Origin of the sequence: Rahnella sp. 2050, assembly GCF_040544515.1 — a bacterium.
In the GTDB taxonomy this organism is placed as follows: Bacteria; Pseudomonadota; Gammaproteobacteria; order Enterobacterales; family Enterobacteriaceae; genus Rahnella; species Rahnella aceris.
Map to the genome: position 1 here is coordinate 70521 of NZ_JBEPKE010000008.1, position 16156 is coordinate 86676.

At 53.5% G+C, this 16156-nt stretch carries 14 protein-coding genes; 7 read left to right on the forward strand and 7 right to left on the reverse strand.

Annotated elements, in window-relative coordinates; all coding sequences use genetic code 11:
- Positions 1-10: 10 nt before the first annotated feature.
- Positions 11-163, reverse strand: coding sequence for a hypothetical protein (locus tag ABIC79_RS21975; protein WP_157962081.1), 153 nt, complete (start codon positions 161-163; stop codon positions 11-13).
- 557 nt (positions 164-720) lie between these two features.
- Between ABIC79_RS21975 and ABIC79_RS21985 the strand changes: the two genes are divergently transcribed.
- The 4 genes from ABIC79_RS21985 (at position 721) to ABIC79_RS22000 (ending at position 2405) form a co-directional block, all read left to right on the forward strand.
- Positions 721-1089: an endonuclease domain-containing protein gene (locus ABIC79_RS21985; RefSeq protein ID WP_126124097.1), complete on the forward strand. Its 369-nt coding sequence runs from the start codon at positions 721-723 to the stop codon at positions 1087-1089.
- 351 nt (positions 1090-1440) lie between these two features.
- On the forward strand, positions 1441-1710 hold the full coding sequence (locus ABIC79_RS21990; RefSeq protein WP_354568507.1) for a helix-turn-helix domain-containing protein: 270 nt from the start codon (positions 1441-1443) through the stop codon (positions 1708-1710).
- Between the two features lie 167 nt (positions 1711-1877).
- Positions 1878-2135, forward strand: coding sequence for a type II toxin-antitoxin system RelB/DinJ family antitoxin (locus ABIC79_RS21995; protein ID WP_013574135.1), 258 nt, complete (start codon positions 1878-1880; stop codon positions 2133-2135).
- 3 nt (positions 2136-2138) lie between these two features.
- The gene (locus ABIC79_RS22000; RefSeq protein WP_013574136.1) at positions 2139-2405 is read left to right on the forward strand and encodes a type II toxin-antitoxin system RelE/ParE family toxin; all 267 of its coding nucleotides are present in this window, start codon (positions 2139-2141) and stop codon (positions 2403-2405) included.
- Between the two features lie 59 nt (positions 2406-2464).
- Here the strand turns inward: ABIC79_RS22000 and ABIC79_RS22005 are convergent, their stop codons facing one another.
- From ABIC79_RS22005 to ABIC79_RS22015, 3 genes are read right to left on the reverse strand one after another with little or no spacing between them, the layout of a single operon-like run.
- Positions 2465-3868 (reverse strand): efflux transporter outer membrane subunit, encoded by a 1404-nt coding sequence (locus ABIC79_RS22005; RefSeq protein WP_013574137.1) that lies wholly within the window; start codon positions 3866-3868, stop codon positions 2465-2467.
- Positions 3861-7010, reverse strand: coding sequence for an efflux RND transporter permease subunit (locus tag ABIC79_RS22010; protein WP_013574138.1), 3150 nt, complete (start codon positions 7008-7010; stop codon positions 3861-3863). The genes ABIC79_RS22005 and ABIC79_RS22010 overlap by 8 nt, the downstream gene beginning before the upstream one ends.
- Positions 7011-7019: 9 nt before the next feature.
- The gene (locus ABIC79_RS22015) at positions 7020-8153 is read right to left on the reverse strand and encodes an efflux RND transporter periplasmic adaptor subunit (protein ID WP_112152350.1); all 1134 of its coding nucleotides are present in this window, start codon (positions 8151-8153) and stop codon (positions 7020-7022) included.
- A 618-nt stretch (positions 8154-8771) separates the two neighbouring features.
- On the opposite strand from ABIC79_RS22015, the gene ABIC79_RS22020 reads away from it, so the two are divergent.
- Positions 8772-10373 (forward strand): PTS transporter subunit EIIC, encoded by a 1602-nt coding sequence (locus ABIC79_RS22020; protein WP_013574140.1) that lies wholly within the window; start codon positions 8772-8774, stop codon positions 10371-10373.
- Between the two features lie 6 nt (positions 10374-10379).
- Here ABIC79_RS22020 and ABIC79_RS22025 read toward each other — a convergent pair whose 3' ends face one another.
- Complete coding sequence (locus tag ABIC79_RS22025; protein ID WP_015689424.1) at positions 10380-11120, reverse strand: GntR family transcriptional regulator; 741 nt, start codon at positions 11118-11120, stop codon at positions 10380-10382.
- A gap of 183 nt (positions 11121-11303) precedes the next feature.
- Positions 11304-13058, reverse strand: coding sequence for an ABC transporter ATP-binding protein/permease (locus tag ABIC79_RS22030; RefSeq protein ID WP_013574142.1), 1755 nt, complete (start codon positions 13056-13058; stop codon positions 11304-11306).
- 129 nt (positions 13059-13187) lie between these two features.
- On the opposite strand from ABIC79_RS22030, the gene ABIC79_RS22035 reads away from it, so the two are divergent.
- Complete coding sequence (locus ABIC79_RS22035; RefSeq protein ID WP_013574143.1) at positions 13188-13904, forward strand: tetratricopeptide repeat protein; 717 nt, start codon at positions 13188-13190, stop codon at positions 13902-13904.
- A 162-nt stretch (positions 13905-14066) separates the two neighbouring features.
- Here ABIC79_RS22035 and ABIC79_RS22040 read toward each other — a convergent pair whose 3' ends face one another.
- The gene (locus ABIC79_RS22040; protein WP_314523497.1) at positions 14067-14936 is read right to left on the reverse strand and encodes an MBL fold metallo-hydrolase; all 870 of its coding nucleotides are present in this window, start codon (positions 14934-14936) and stop codon (positions 14067-14069) included.
- A 115-nt stretch (positions 14937-15051) separates the two neighbouring features.
- Here ABIC79_RS22040 and ABIC79_RS22045 point away from each other — a divergent pair, with 115 nt between their 5' ends.
- Positions 15052-15969: a LysR family transcriptional regulator gene (locus tag ABIC79_RS22045; RefSeq protein ID WP_013574145.1), complete on the forward strand. Its 918-nt coding sequence runs from the start codon at positions 15052-15054 to the stop codon at positions 15967-15969.
- Positions 15970-16156 lie beyond the last annotated feature (187 nt).

Consider the following 16156-nt stretch of genomic DNA (forward strand, 5'->3'; position numbering starts at 1 on the left):
AGAAGGACAGTTACACCATATATTCCGCGCTGGATTGACCGGGAGATGTCTCAATAGTTATTTGCCAGCGGTCGATGTTGATCTGGTCATAATCGGGAAGCTGACGCAGCTCTTCGGGGGCTTTTACGCTGATGGCGAAATCAAAATCGACCTTCTCACTCATTATTCTTCCTTAAGATCCATCAGATGAGTATTCCTGCCAACACGGCGCAAATCCCTGATTACCGTGGAGGGTATCGCTTGTTTCAGTGGTGATGGCGTTTCGACGGTTGCATCGAGAATATCCAAAATGCTGCGGTGAGTATGCGTCAGTTCGATAGTGCCCCAGGGCGTCGGGTCGTCATGAAGGCCAGTCGGTCGACCAGTATCTGCGAAATGATGCCATATGCCGATAATGCAGATTCCAGACTGACGTAGTTGTATTCCCCGATGTCAATGCATGCGCGGGATCCTCAGGGAATATTTTCTACAGATCACGCAACAAAAACGCCGACTTCTGCCAGCGTTTCCTTTTACTCAAAAAATCTTCACAGCCAATAATGAATAATTAGCAGGTGTGACGGCGGGCGAAAATGCGTGAATATTAAAATATTGGAATGATGGCCGCAGGAATGGTGTGGGAAAAATATTATCGCCGCATTAGCAGATACGCTCAGTACGGCTCCTCCCCCTGCGAAGGGGGAGGTTGGGTGGGGGTATTAAAGACAACCCGGTGGTGGCATGTTCAACGATTCAAAACAGAAAGAATTACGCAAGGATCTGCGGGGAAATCTTACTTATCCAGAGTTTGTTTTATGGCAGGCGGTCCGGTGTAAAGCGCTGGGTGTTAAATTTCGCCGTCAGCATGGGATTGGGCGCTATATCGTGGATTTTTACGCCGGTGAGGTGAGGCTGGTGGTTGAGCTGGATGGTGAAAGTCATTTCAGTGAGGAAGGAATGGCGGCGGATAAAATCAGAACTGACTTTCTGTGTGATTCAGGAATGAAAGTTATCCGGTTTACGAATCTTCAGGTTATGCAGGAATTACCTGAAGTTATTGAGCATTTGATAAGTGAAATTGCACGTCGGAAGACAAATTTAACCTTCTGATTTTATTTGTAATACCCCCTCCCAGCCTCCCCCTTCGCAGGGGGAGGAGTTAAATCCCGATCGGCTTCCTCCTTTGTTGCAGGGGTTGGAGTAGAAACTCGGTCGGCTCCCTCCCCTGCGAAGGGGAGGGCTGGGGTGGGGTATTAATGGTTACTCGGTGAAAAAATTCCCACCAAAATAATTTTTATCAGTATTTAGCTCAGTTAACTCATCAATATTACATTTCATCTTATCTATCAATGACCTGATCACTATTCATCTGGTTTTATCCCGTTTTGGGATAATTTTTCTCCCGGTTTACTCTTCCTGTGTAGACGTTTTGTTTACTCATAACTCAGGAAAGGATCCTCCATGAACAAAGCACAGAATCATACCGACTGGCATCAGGCAGACATCATTGCGGCATTGCGTAAACGGGGTACGACATTGGCGGCGGTATCGCGCAGTGCCGGGTTGAGCTCATCCACCTTATCGAATGCGCTGTCACGATCATGGCCGAAAGGGGAGAAGGTGATTGCACAGGCGCTGGATGTGCATCCGAGCGTGATCTGGCCGAGCCGTTATTTTGATGCGCGGGGAGAGCTGGTAGTGAAAGTCATTCGGAATTCAGCTAAATCCTGAGTGATGATGAGCTTTTTTGGAAGCTTTGCCGCAGCGATGAAAGTACAGAGTTGCTGATAAAACAGTAATCTATATTCTGCACACTGCTCTGTAAGTGAATACATTTTGTTCAGTGGCTACATGAGGGCTACAATGTAGCTACACGACAAAATTGATCCGGAGGTTTTATGACTGACACTGTTGTCAGAGCTCGAGTAACTTCAGCGTCAAAGGCTGCTGCAATGGCAAACGCAAAGGCAATGGGGTTGGATCTTTCGACAATCATTCGAATGGTTGTAAATAGGTTGGCTGTGAATGCTGAGCTACCCGTCGATTTGTTGCAGCCTAATGCAAAAACACTTCAGGCCATTCGTGATATGGAAAATGGAATTGGTGTTGAAAGTGTCGCAACGATTGAGGAGTTGAAGCACGATCTGGGATGGTGATATGTGCTAAGGATTGTTTATCAGACAAGATTTAAAAAGGATGCGAAAAAATACAACAACGACAAACGAGCGCAGGGAGCTATTCTGGAGACATTATCCTTGTTGCAGACGGGTGAACCTTTACCTATTCGATATTGTGAACACCGGCTTTCAGGTGGTTATGCGGGATATATGGAATGCCATGGTGCGCCAGATCTTTTACTCATTTATCAGAGAAATGACGAAGAATTAAAATTGTACCGGGTAGGGAGTCATTCTGAATTATTCTGATATCAGATGAACCCTGCGAAAAACGCCGACTTCCGCCGGCGTTTCCATTCACTCAAAAATCACTCCTTCCAGCCACCGCCCAGCGCTTTATACAAACTGATGTCCTGATTCAGTTGGGCAAGTTGTGTGGTGATCAGCGTTTGCTGAGCAGAATACAGCGAGCGCTGCGCGACCAGTACGCTCAGGTAGTTATCGACACCGCCTTTGAAGCGCATCTGCGAGAGATCGTAGTTGCGCTGATTGGCGTCGGCGTCCTGCTGGCGGGCCAGCAATTCATCTTTGTAGGTCGCCTGACCGGCTAAGCCGTCGGAGACTTCCTTGAACGCCGTCTGAATCGCTTTCTCATAGTTGGCGATATCAATTTTCTTGGTGTCTTTAGCGATGTCGAGATTGGCCTGATTCACGCCACCGTCGAAGATCGGGATATTAACCGATGGCATAAATGACCAGGCACCGGTGCCGCCGTCGAACAGTTTACTCAGGCTGCCGCTTTCTGTGCCTGCCGTGCCGGTCAGCGTAATGCTTGGGAAGAACGCTGCACGCGCCGCGCCGATATTGGCATTAGCCGCTTTCAGCGTATGTTCAGCGGAAATAATATCCGGACGACGGGTCAGCAGATCAGAGGGCAAACCGGCCGGTGTCTGCGGGAATTTCCAGTCCTGTTGCAGGGTGGCGTTCGCCAGCAAACTCTGTGGAATGGTGGTGCCGACCAGCAGTGTCAGTGCATTGACGTCCTGACGTACCTGACGTGTGTACTGGGCGATGTCGGCCTGCGCCGCGCGCACCGTGGTTTCGGCCTGCACCAGATCCTGTGAAGTGTCGATGCCGGAATCGTAGCTGCGTTTGGTGAGTTCGTAAGATTTTTTCTGACTGTCGGCGGTACTGATCGCCAGTTTTAGCAGATCGTTATCCGCCGCCAGACTCAGATAGCCGGAAGCGACTTCAGCCACCAGCGAAATTTGCGTGGCGCGCTGTGTAGCTTCTGTCGCCAGATAAGTTTCCAGCCCCTGATCGCGCAGGCTGCGTAAGCGGCCAAACAGGTCAACCTCATAAGACGTTACGCCCAGATTCGCGCTGTATTGCTGATACGTCACCGGTCCGCTGGTTTGTGTTGAATACAATCCGCCCGGCAGATGCTGGTTGGTTTCACCGGCGCTGGCGTCGAGTGTCGGCAGCAGCGCGGCACGGTCAATCTGGAAGGTAGCGCGGGCGGTATCGACGTTTAATGCCGCGACCCGAAGGTCGCGGTTGTTAGCCAGGGACATGCCAATCAGCTGCTTCATCGCCGGTTGATTGAAGAAGGCTTTCCAGCCGATATCCTGCGCAGCACCGGTTTTGGCGCCGTCCCAGTTGCTGGCAACCGGCAGCGCAGGGCGCTGATAATCCGGCTCCATCGTACAGCCGGCCAGCAGGGTGAGTGAAAACGCGCCGATAAGCGACAGCGCGAAATGCGGTTTATTCATGGTGTGTTGCCTCTGGTGCAGGAAGCGCCTTATCGTGTTTTTTCGATTTGCGGGTGAACAGATTCACAACCGTGACGTAGAACATCGGCACGAAGAAGATCGCCAGGAAGGTGGCCGTGAGCATGCCGCCGACCACCGCCGTCCCGATGGAATGCTGACTGCCCGCGCCCGCGCCGCTGGAAATGGTCAGCGGGAATACGCCGAGGACGAAGGCCATTGAGGTCATGATGATCGGCCGGATACGCAGCTTGGCCGCTTCGATGGCCGCTTGTGCCACCGACATCCCTTCGTTCTCATGCAGCTCCTTGGCGAACTCAACAATCAATATGGCGTTCTTCGCCGCCAGCCCGACGGTCGTCAGCAGGCCAACCTGGAAGAAGACATCATTCGACAACCCGCGCAGCAACACAGCACCGATGGTGCCTAAAATCCCCAGCGGTACCACCAGCATGACGGAGAACGGAATTGACCAGCTCTCGTACAGCGCCGCCAGACACAGGAACACCACGATCATCGACAGACTGTAAAGCGCCGGTGTTTGTGAGCCGGAAAGTTTCTCTTCGTAGCTCAGGCCGTGCCATGCCACTTTGTAACCCGGTGGCAGTTTGGCCGCGATTTCCATCACCGCCTCGTTGGCATCGCCTGAGCTGTAGCCCGGTGCCGGTGAACCCATCAGTTCGACGGAAGACACGCCGTTGAAACGTTCATAACGCGGTGAGCCGTACACCCATTTGCCGCTGCCGAAGGCGCTCCACGGCACCATATCGCCGCTGGAATTACGGAAATACCAGTTGTTCAGATCTTCAGGCGTGACGCGGGAAGCCGCCTTGCCCTGGATGTAAACACGCTTCACGCGGTCGTTGTACATGAACTGGTTCACATACGCTGAACCCCAGGCCGCTGACAAGGTGTTGTTAATGTCGTCGAGGCTCAGACCCAGCGCCTGCGCCCGTTCATCGTCAATTTCCAGCTGATATTGCGGTTCATCTTCCATCCCGTTCGGGCGCACAGCCATCAGGCGTTTGTCCTGTGACGCCATTTGCAGGAACTGATTACGCGCGGCCATCAGGGCTTCATGCCCCTTGCCATTGGTGTCTTGCAGGAAGAAGTCGAAGCCGGTGGCATTACCCAGTTCCATAACGGCTGGCGGAACGAAAGCAAATACGCGGGCATCTTTGATGGTGGCGAAATGCGCCATCGCACGACCGGCCAGCGCCTGAACTTTTTGCGCGGCGGCCGGGCGGTCGGCCCAGGTTTTCAACTGCACGAAGGCAATCCCGACATTCTGGCCTCGTCCGGCGAAGCTGAAGCCATTGGCGGTAAACACCGAGGAAACGATGCCGCTTTCCTGCGTCATCAGATATTCCCGGACGTTATCCAGCACCTGCTGGGTTCGTTCCGCCGAGGCGTTGGCAGGCAACGTCGCCTGAACAAACATCACGGCCTGATCTTCATCCGGCAGGAAGGTGGTCGGCACACGGGTGAACATAAAGCCGGTGGCGATCACGATCAGCAGGTAGATGCCCATAAACAGACGGCGGCGTGAGATGACCGTGCCGACGGCGCGGGTGTAGCGCATCGCGCCTTTGTCGAAGTTACGGTTAAACCAGCCCGCGAAGCCTTTCTGCGATTTTTCCTCGTCGTTGTGTTTGATGATGGTGGCGCACAGCGCCGGGGTGAAAATCAGCGCCATCAGCACCGAAAGCGCCATCGCGGATACGATGGTGATCGAGAACTGACGGTAGATGATCCCGGTTGAGCCACCGAAGAACGCCATCGGCACCAGTACGGCAGACAGCACCAGCGCGATACCAAACAGCGCGCCCTGGATCTGTTTCATCGATTTGATGGTGGCGTCTTTCGGCGAGAGCTTTTCCTCCGTCATCACACGTTCGACGTTTTCCACCACTACGATGGCATCATCCACCAGCAGGCCTATCGCCAGCACCATCCCGAACATGGTCAGGGTGTTAATGGAATACCCCGCTGCCGCCAGAATACCGAAGGTACCGAGCAGCACTACCGGCACCACCAGCGTGGTGACCAGCGTTGCGCGCAGGTTTTGCAGGAACAGCAACATCACGCAGAACACCAGCACGATGGCTTCGATCAGCGTTTTTACCACTTCCTCAATCGATGCGCTGACTACCGGCGCGGTCTGGTACGGGAACTCGACTTTCACGCCAGCAGGCAGAGAATCTTCCAGCCCGGCGATGGTTTCTCTTACTGCTCTGTCGGTGTCCAGCACGTTCGCGCCGCTTGCCAGACGCAGGGCGATAGCGGTAGAGGGCCTGCCGTTAAACGTGGAGGAGATGGAATAACTTTCCGGCCCCAGATCCACGTTGCCGACATCACTGAGACGCACCTGAGAACCGTCGGCGTTCACTTTCAGCAGCACATTTTTGAACTGATGAATACTGTCGAAACGGGTTTTACCAATGATCGTGGCGCTGAGTTTGCTGTCTTTGACCGTCGGCAGGCCGCCGAGGGAACCGGACGACACCTGTACGTTTTGCGCTTCAATCGCCGCGCTGACATCACTTGGGACCAGCTGATATTTATACAGTTTTGCCGGGTCGAGCCAGATACGCATCGCGTATTCTGAACCGAGCAGCAGGAAGTCGCCGACGCCTTTGGTACGTACGATCGGGTCTTCCAGTTTGGTCACCAGCAGGTTACTCAGATCCGAGTTACTCATTTTACCGTCGGTCGAAATCAGGCTGACCAGCAGCATGAAGTTGGCCTGATATTTGGCAATACGGATCCCCTGATTGACCACTTCGGTCGGCAGTTGCGATTCGGCCAGCGACACTTTGTTCTGTACCTGAACCTGCGCGATATCCGGGTTAGTACCCTGATCAAAGGTGGCAATGATTGTGGCACTGCCGTCGCTGTTACTTTGCGATTCGATATAGCGCAGGTTATCCAGCCCGTTCAGTTGCTGTTCAATGACCTGAACTACGGTGTTCTGGGCGGTTTCCGCAGACGCACCTGGATAGGTGACGCTGACGGAAATCGCCGGAGGCGCGATATTCGGGTACTGGCTGATCGGCAGTTTCATGATCGACAGCGCACCGGCGAGCATGATGACGATGGCGACAACCCAGGCGAATATGGGGCGGTTAATAAAGAAAGTAGACATTCAGCTCACCTATTGCGCGGAAGGATCGGTCATCGCGAGATTAGCCTGTTCGGCAGGGGCACTGGCTTTACGCTCGGTGGCGTTGACTTTGGCACCCGGCCTGACGTTCTGTAATCCGTCGGTGATCACTTTGTCGCCGTCATTCAGACCCTGACTGACTAACCAGTTACCGTTCATCATCTGACCGGTGGTGATGGAACGCTGCTCAACGGTGCTGTCGGCTTTCACCACATACACATAAGGCGCACCTTTGACGTCATGCATGATGGCTTCCTGCGGTACCAGAATACCTTTGTCATCAATGCCTTGTTGTAACTGGGCGTGAACAAACATACCCGGCAGCAGTTCGTCGTGCGGGTTCGGGAAAGAGGCCCGCAGGGTAACGGAACCGGTACTTTGCGACACGGTGACTTCGGAGAATTCCAGCTTGCCCGGCAGGGCGTATTTGCTGCCATCTTCCAGCGTCAGGGTGGCCTGCGCGGCGTTGTCACCGGCGGACTGCAACTTACCGGAAGCCAGCGCGCGACGCAGTTTCAGCAAATCTTGTGAGGATTCATTGACGTCAACATAGATAGGATTGAGCTGATCGATAGTGGTCAGATATGCCGTCTGGCCGCTGGTCACCAGCGCACCTTCGGTATACAGCGAGCGGCCAATATGGCCGGAAATCGGCGCGTACACTTTGGTGTATTGCAGATTGACACGGGCGGTCTCGACATCCGCTGCGGCTTCGCGCTCGGCGGCTACGGCATCATCATATTGCTGACGGCTGACCGCCTGCGCTTCAACCAGCGGTTTATAGCGGCGGGCGGTGGCGTCGGCGCTTTTCCAGGTCGCCATCGCGCGATCGAAAGCGGCCTGATAGGTTGACGGATCAATCTGATAAAGCTGCTGACCGGCTTTGACTTCGCTGCCTTCCACGAACAGACGTTTTTGGATCACGCCGTTCACCTGCGGACGGACTTCCGCGCTGCGAACCGCCGTGGTGCGGCCGGGCAGACTGGTGGTGAGGGCGACGGGCTGGCTGTGCAAAGTAACGATATTCACCGCAGGAGCCTGTGCTGCCGGGGAAGCAGAACTGGCAGAACCATCACATGCGGAAAGCAGTACCACTGTACTGACAGAAAGTAACTTCAGGCGCATAGAATTCACTCTTTTTGGGGAATTGAGAATAACCATTCTCAACAAGTCCTTCACTATACGAGAGCGCCTGATTTCCCGGTGTAAGGATATTGTCATCACCCATGTTTCTATATTTCAAAATATGAGGATAATGTTGCTACATAATCCCTTGTTATTGTAAGGTTTTAATCTTTTCGTGCAGTGGAAAATGGCAGGAAAGTCATTACTTAGTAAACTAATTAATAGGCCATAAGAATAATTATCAGAGGGATGTTCTAAAAGTGAATGAATTGTTAGGTGTTAAAAAAGTGTGATGCATATCAAACAAATTTATACATTTTAACCTGCTCCTTACCTGAAAAGACTAAGGGATTAAGCCCGCAGCCGTTACCTTAAGGGCCGAGAACGAGCAGTTCTCACATTTGCTTGTTGCCAGCCGTTTTGAACAGCGGCCAGTTGCAACCCCCATGCCCACAGTCCGATGTGGGCTTTTTTTTGCCTTTGCACCGCCAGCCAGCTTTCCTCTCGCAAAACTGTGATCCCTTTCATACTCCTGACTGCTATGTCTATACAACTATACATTCTGTGACTTAACTCAATTAACGGTTTATTTTTAGCCAGCGAATTGAGGGAAGACAGATGATAAAACTTGGCAGCAAGGTTCACGATCTGGGGAAAGCCCTGATGACGCCTATCTCGGTGATTGCCGCCGCCGGGATTTTCTTAGGCCTGGCCGCCGCATTGCAGAATCCGGCGGTCACCGGTGAAACCTTTACCCAGATGAAAACATTGCAACTGGTCATCGGCTTTATCCGTCAGGTCTCCGGTGCGCTGTTCGCTAATTTGCCGTTGTTTTTTGCGGTCGCCACGGCAATGGGGCTGGCTAATGCAGAGAAGGCCACGGCGGCGTTTTCCGCCGTGATCGGTTTTGTCGGGCTGCACGTCGGGGTTAATTACAGCCTGCTGGCGCAGGGGATTACGCCGGAAACCATTACGGTCGCCAAACTCACGGCAAAAGGCATGACCGAAAGTGACGCGATGATTTACGCCGCCGAGTTCACCAACACGCTGGGGATTTTCACCTACAACATGAGCGTGCTGGGCGGGGTGCTGGTCGGCCTGATCACCATGTGGCTGCACAACCGTTTCTATACCATCGTGCTGCCGACGGCGATCGCGTTTTTTGGCGGGCGGCGTTTTGTACCAATTGTCACCGTGCTGGTGCTGCCGATCGTCGGTGTGCTGATGTCGCTGATCTGGCCGACGATCGCCCAGGGGATCCAGTGGATCGGCGAGCTGATCGGGCGCACGGGCGAGATCGGCACCTTTATTTATGCCACCTCAGAACGTTTGCTGATCCCGACCGGTTTGCATCACATCATTAATGAAACCGTGCGCTTTACCCCCATCGGCGGTGTCACCACGGTGGATAACCAGAGTATTGTCGGCGCGCTGAATATCTTTAATGCCGCGCTGGCCAATCCGGGCACGATCTCTGATGCGGTCACGCAGCAGGCGACGCGCTTCCTGGCGCAGGGGAAAATCCCGGTGATGATGTTCGGGTTACCGGCGGCGGCGCTGGCGATGTATCACTGCGCGCGGCCGGAACATAAAGGCCGTGTGAAAGCGCTGATGCTGGCGGGCGCACTGGCGTCATTTACCACCGGGATCACTGAACCGCTGGAGTTCTGCTTTATTTTCGTTTCGCCGGTGCTGTATTTCCTGCATGCGGTGCTGACGGGGTTGTCGTTCGTGCTGATGCAAATGCTGCATGTGATGATCGGTAACGTGCAGGGCGGGGCGATCGACTTCCTGATCTTCGGTGTGCTCGGCGGCAGCCGCACGCACTGGTGGTATCCGCTGATCCTCGGCATCATCTACGCGCCACTGTATTACTTCACGTTCCGCTGGGTCATTCTGCGGATGCAGGTAAAAACGCCGGGGCGTGAGGATGAAAATGATGCCGAAGAACGCGCAAAACCGGCGCAGGGCACGGGCGAAAAAACCAAAAATATCATCATCGGACTGGGCGGCGAGGGGAATATTACGGCGGTCGATTGCTGTTTCACCCGCCTGCGCGTGAAGGTCAAAGATATGACTCAGATACAGGATGGCACATTAATGAAAACCGGCGCGATGGGGGTGAAACGCATCACCGAAACGGATGTGCATGTGATCTATGGCCCGCAGGTTGAACAGGTGGCGAATCTGGTGAAGGCGGAGTTGTCGGGCATTGCCTGACGGCGCTTAAGCTTTCACTTTGGCATGGACGCTGAAGCCATAGTTTTTCTGGTTGTAGTAGACATCAGACACTTCAAACAGCGTGCCGTCAGTGAACGACACAATCGCGTGGGAATGCAGCACCGGCTGGTCGCGTGACAGGTTGAGCGCGACGCGTATCTCGTTGGACGGCAGTTCTGCCGAAATCAGTTTGGTGCTGCCCGCAGGCTGGAAACCTTTCGAGCGAATATAAGCATATTTTGACGATGTCATGGCGGCGCGCGTGATATCCGGGAACCGGTCGCACAGCATCCAGCATTGTTCATACACAAACGGCTCATCACCGAGCAGACGCAGGCGGATCATAAAATAAACTTCAGTACCGGCGGGAATATTCAGTTCGCGGGCAATGTCTTCACTGGCAGGCATACGGCGAAATTCCAGCACCTGATTTTCAATGCGCTGATTATTTTCCTGGGCGACTTCGCTGGCGGTGAGATGCCGGTCGAGCGGCAGAATGATTTTCTGCTGCTTTGGCGGCTCAACGACAAAGGTGCCGCGACCGCGAAAACGGGCCACACGCCCCTGACGCACCAGATAATCCACAGCTTTTCGCGCGGTCATGCGCGAGACACCATAGATTTCGCACATGGCGGCTTCGGTCGGGATCGGATCTCCGGGGCGGATTTCGCCGGTGCTGATTTTTTCGGTAAGTTGCTGCTCAATTTGCAGATAAAGCGGCGTGAACGAATTTTTATCTATCTTCATTAACCCTTACCTCCGACCCTTTTAAATTTCACTTAAGAATAATTGTATAGTCAGCTATACAAAGCAGCCAGCCACCCTGTTGGTTTTCTGCTCAAAATGGGTTTCAGCACACACAAAAAATAAAGGTTGCTGACATCAGCAACCTTTCTGCATTTTGAAACCACTTTCCGGTGGCGTCAGGCGTTATTCAGGCAACAGCGCCGTGGAGGTGAATCCGCACGGGCCATTTTCCTGATTTTTGAACCGCCAGCAGTGCTGATGGTATTTCGCGACCGAATTACGGTGTGCCACACTGATAACTGACGTTTCCGGCAATTCGCTCAGCAGCAGAGCGTATACCTGTTGTTCGGTTTCGTCATCCAGTGCGCTGGTGGCTTCGTCGAGGAACAGCGTATCGGGTTTGATCAACAGCGCACGGGCAAAGGAGAGCCGCTGCTGTTCACCCGGCGAGAGGCGCTGGCTCCAGTTGGCGTAATCATCCAGAATTTCTACCGCCGCCAGATGTGACAGACGACATTGCGTCAGCACCTGTTGCAGTTGTTCATCCGTATATTCACGGCTGGCGTCAGGATAACTGAGCGCATCGCGCAATGTGCCAATCGGAATGTAACTGCGCTGTGGCAGGAACAGATAACGCTTACCTTCTGCCAGCGCAATATTGCCTGAGCCGTAAGGCCAGATACCGGCAATCGCACGCAGCAACGTTGATTTACCACAACCGGAAGGCCCGGCAATCAGCACGCGTTCGCCCGGTTGCATGGCAGCAGAAATATTGCAAAACAGCGGATTCCCGTTCGGCAGGTTCAGCGTCAGTTTATCAAGCTGTAAGGCGTGTTCGGTGCTTTTGCCTACGCTGATGCCGCGCGGCTGAGCGTTAACCTGATCGATTGCCGCATTGAAACCGGCAAGACGGTTAACCGTGGCTTTCCAGTTTGCCAGATCGGTAAAGGCATCGATGAACCAGGACAACGCGCCCTGCACCTGACCGAACGCGGAAGCAATCTGCATCAGCGCACCCATCTGGATCGCGCCGGCGAAATAGCGCGGTGACGCCACCAGGATCGGGAAAATATTGGCAAACTGCGCGTAAAAGTTGGATGCCACATTCAGGCGACGGGTGACGCGCATGATAGACCACCAGTTGGTTTTGATGGATTCAAACTTGCCGGTCAGCTGATCGTGCTCGTTTTTTTCACCGTGATACAGCGCGATCGCGTCGCTGTTTTCACGAATACGGATCAGGCCAAAACGGAAGTTCGCCTCGAACCATTCCTGATTAAACCCGAGTCTTACCAGTGGCTTACCGATATACCAGATAATGAAGGAACCAATGGCGGCATAGAGCAGCGCGAACCACAGCATGTAGCCGGGGATTTCAACGTGATGGCCCGCGAGCATAAAGTTCAGCGGCCCGCTGATCGACCACAAAATAAATACGAAGGAGAACAGCGTCACCACGCTCGACAGCAGACCGAGCACCAGAGAAAGTGTCCCGCTGGTCAGGGCATTCAGGTCATCGGAAATACGCTGATCGGGGTTATCCACCTGATGCTGATACTCCGTGTAATAATAGGCGTGATTGGTCAGCCACTTCTCCATATACTCTTCAGTCATCCAGCGCCGCCAGCTCATTTGCAGACCCTGCGTCAGATACACTCTGTAGATGGCGATAACGATGAACAACAGCGCCAGCCAGGTAAATTTAAATAGCTGGGCTTTGAAAACCGGATAGTTTCTGTTTTGCAGCGCGTCATAAAAGACACGGTTCCATTCGTTAAACTGTACGCTGAGGTACACACCGGCCAGCGAAAGGATGATGATTGTGGTCAACATGCTCCAGGCACGCCACTTTTCTTCTGAGCGCCAGTAAGGCTTAATTAACTGCCAGACGGCGCCCCATTGCGCCGATTTCCCAGGTTTTTTAGTCATAATAGCCATGTGTAATCGATATGTTGTAAAGCCAATCATCCCAGAATGAGTGGCTCAGTGCGATAGGGCAATGAGCCACTTGTAAGGATGTTTTTCCAGCACGAAGCTCTGTAGACCACAAAAGTAGAAGGATGTTTGATGAAAGTCGCAGTGAATTTACTGCTGGTGGCAGGATGTTTTGCCAGTGTTCAGGCGTTTGCCCAGATTGATGAACCGGATATCGACGCCGATTGTGTTAAAGCCGGGATTTATGCCGCTGCCGGAAAAGTGGCTTATCAGCAGGGTGATATGGGCAAAGCCCGGGAAATTTTTCGTAATCAGGTCGCCTGGAGCGAGTTTTGCCATAAGCCGCAGGACCAGATTGCCACGGCCTACAACAACATTGCGTTGACCTACATAAAGCAGGGCGATTATCTGAAAGCCAAGGCCTGGCTGATGCTGGCACCTGCTGACAAAAAATCACAATACAACCTGAGTCAGATGCAGCCAAAACTGGATGCCTTGCCGCCAGCCGAAAGTCCGGCAGGGATTTACTGGCAATATGCCGGGTTTGGTAGCTGGAATATCGTCGAAGTGAAAGCCGAAGAAGCGCAGTTTAAAATCGATTTCAGCGGTTTATACATGGGGCAGATGTCACTGTATTACGGCCCGAATACTGGCGATTTTTCGGTGGTGACGGCAATCAAGGATAATCACGCGGTTTACCACGAAGCCGATGATGCCTCCGCCGGTGGCGGCGAGTGTAGCGTGGACATGAATTTCGCACCCCGGAGCGTTAAACTTCACACCACCAATGACTGCGGTTTCGGTCACAACGTGCAGGCCGAAGGCGAATTTGTGCGGGTGACGCCGTAAGTTTAAAACCCGCCTCAGGCGGGTTTTAAGGGCTAATACCTCGTCAATGCACATTTCAACTTTTTGATTTTGCTGCAATACACCAGCCCAACCTCCTCTCGCAGGGGAGGGAGCCGATCGACGTATGCCTTTAGCCGAAGAGGGCGCCGAGTCAGGTTATATTCACTGCGGCCACTTCATTTCGCCCTTCAATACTTTCGCACTCAGTTGTAATGAAGAATCGTCTTTCAGTTGCGGATAATGTTTTTTCATCGCGGCGATAAGCGCGGCAGAATCTTTCGCTTTCGGTAATTCTTTTTCCAGCGTCAGCAGATACTGGCGGGTGAATTCCACCGATTCCAGCGTTTTTGGCGCGCCCGGCAGGAAATGTCCCGGTACAACGACGTGCGGATTAAGACCGGTAATTTCATTGAGCGCTTCTACCCACTGTTTACGGGATTTCGGCGTCTGCGTATCTGCTGTCCAGACATGCATGTTATTGCCATTCACCAGCACGCCGCCCACTACCGCTTTCAGCGACGGGATCCAGACAAACGTCCGTTCTTTATCTACGCCCTGAACCTCAAACTTATGGCCTTCGAGTTCAAAGGTCGTACCTTTCAGCGGTTCAGGAACCACAACAGATTTTGGCGCATTGTCTTTCAACTGCGGTCCCCAGAAAGCGACTTTGCCGTCTTTGCTGGCGTTGATCTGGTCGATGGTGGCCTGCGTTGCCACGATTTTGGCGTCCGGGAACGCGGCATGGATGACATCCAGCCCGAAGTAGTAATCCGGGTCGGACTGGCTGATGTACACCGTCGTCAGTTTCTTGCCGGTTGCCTTGATCATTTCCACCAGTTTTTCTGCGTCATTGCGCTGGAACTGCGCGTCGATCAGAACCGCTTCTTTATCGCCGGTAATGATTTCAGAAGAAACCGGGAAAACGCTTTTTTCACCGGGGTTATACACGTCCATTTTCAGTGCACTGGCGGCGTGAGCGGACAGGCTGCTGCCCAGCAGGGCGGCGATCAGAGTCAGATGTTTCAGTTGCATGGGTTTTCCTCAGAGACGTAAATAATCACATTCAGTAAGACTCTACTGTACGTTGCATAATCCGCGGGAAAAACCGGATAATGCGCAACTGTTTGTTGCATAAACCGGACGAATCATGGACAGAATTACCGCTGCACAAGTGTTTGTTGCCATTGTTGAACGGGGAAGCATGGTCAGTGCTGCCGAATCGCTGAATATGTCGCGGGCGATGGTGACACGTTATCTGTCGGAGATGGAAAAGTGGTCGGGCGCGCGCCTGCTGCACCGCTCCACCCGCAAACTCAGCCTGACGGATGCGGGCGAAAACACGCTGGCGCGTTGCCGGAAAATGCTGTCGGTGGCGGCTGAAATGAGCAGCGTGGCGGATACGGGCGATGAAGCGTTGCGCGGTTTGCTGCGTCTGAGTTGCTCACAATCTTTCGGGCAGGGTGCGGTGGTGATTGCGGTCAGTGAATTTTTGCGCCGACATCCGCAGGTCAGTATCGATCTTCAGCTGGAAAGCCGGGCGATCAATCTGGTGGAAGACCGGATCGATCTGGCGCTGCGCATCACAAACGATCTGGATCCGAACCTGATCGCCCGGCCGCTGGCGCTGTGTCCGTCGGTCGTCTGCGCGTCGCCGGCTTATCTGGCCGCGCAGGGTACGCCGCAGCATCCGCAGGATCTGGCAGTCCACAACTGCCTGACGTACACCTGGTTCGGCAAAAGCCTGTGGCAGTTTGCACGGCAGGGTGAACAGGTCGCGATTCCGGTGAGCGGAAATCTGAGCGCCAATGAATCGCTGGTGCTGCTGACCGGGGCAGTGGAAGGCGCGGGAATCGTCATGCAGCCTTATTATTCGGCGGCACCGCTGATTGCCAGCGGCCAGCTCGTCGCCTTACTCAGCGGGTGGCAGCCACAGGAAATGGGGATTTATGCGATTTACATGTCCCGGCGGCAAATGCCGGCGGCGTTGCGAGCGCTGCTCGATTTTCTGGTGGAATGGTTCAAAGGCCATCCGCGCTGGCTGTCGCTGACAGAAGAAAAACGCTGAGTCACCGGCAGGGAATAAGCCAGTGGAATCGGTCCCTTTTTCGTCTTCCGCGCATTCCCTGCAATGTATTGTTATGTAAAGATTAATCCTGATATCGGGTGTTTTTCAGGCAGCAAGGGCACAGACTGCGTCTGGTCAAAAGTGTGATCAACGTGGTATTTAAACCCATCCGGCGCAATGCCGGTGC

Excerpts from the sequence above, each read along its gene's own strand:
- ABIC79_RS21975 (WP_157962081.1), bottom strand. The coding sequence starts at position 163 with ATGAGTGAGAAGGTCGATTTTGATTTCGCCATCAGCGTAAAAGCCCCC.
- ABIC79_RS21985 (WP_126124097.1), top strand. The coding sequence starts at position 721 with ATGTTCAACGATTCAAAACAGAAAGAATTACGCAAGGATCTGCGGGGA.
- ABIC79_RS21990 (WP_354568507.1), top strand. The coding sequence starts at position 1,441 with ATGAACAAAGCACAGAATCATACCGACTGGCATCAGGCAGACATCATT.
- ABIC79_RS21995 (WP_013574135.1), top strand. The coding sequence starts at position 1,878 with ATGACTGACACTGTTGTCAGAGCTCGAGTAACTTCAGCGTCAAAGGCT.
- ABIC79_RS22005 (WP_013574137.1), bottom strand. The coding sequence starts at position 3,868 with ATGAATAAACCGCATTTCGCGCTGTCGCTTATCGGCGCGTTTTCACTC.
- ABIC79_RS22010 (WP_013574138.1), bottom strand. The coding sequence starts at position 7,010 with ATGTCTACTTTCTTTATTAACCGCCCCATATTCGCCTGGGTTGTCGCC.
- ABIC79_RS22015 (WP_112152350.1), bottom strand. The coding sequence starts at position 8,153 with ATGCGCCTGAAGTTACTTTCTGTCAGTACAGTGGTACTGCTTTCCGCA.
- ABIC79_RS22020 (WP_013574140.1), top strand. The coding sequence starts at position 8,772 with ATGATAAAACTTGGCAGCAAGGTTCACGATCTGGGGAAAGCCCTGATG.
- ABIC79_RS22025 (WP_015689424.1), bottom strand. The coding sequence starts at position 11,120 with ATGAAGATAGATAAAAATTCGTTCACGCCGCTTTATCTGCAAATTGAG.
- ABIC79_RS22030 (WP_013574142.1), bottom strand. The coding sequence starts at position 13,058 with ATGGCTATTATGACTAAAAAACCTGGGAAATCGGCGCAATGGGGCGCC.
- ABIC79_RS22035 (WP_013574143.1), top strand. The coding sequence starts at position 13,188 with ATGAAAGTCGCAGTGAATTTACTGCTGGTGGCAGGATGTTTTGCCAGT.
- ABIC79_RS22040 (WP_314523497.1), bottom strand. The coding sequence starts at position 14,936 with ATGCAACTGAAACATCTGACTCTGATCGCCGCCCTGCTGGGCAGCAGC.
- ABIC79_RS22045 (WP_013574145.1), top strand. The coding sequence starts at position 15,052 with ATGGACAGAATTACCGCTGCACAAGTGTTTGTTGCCATTGTTGAACGG.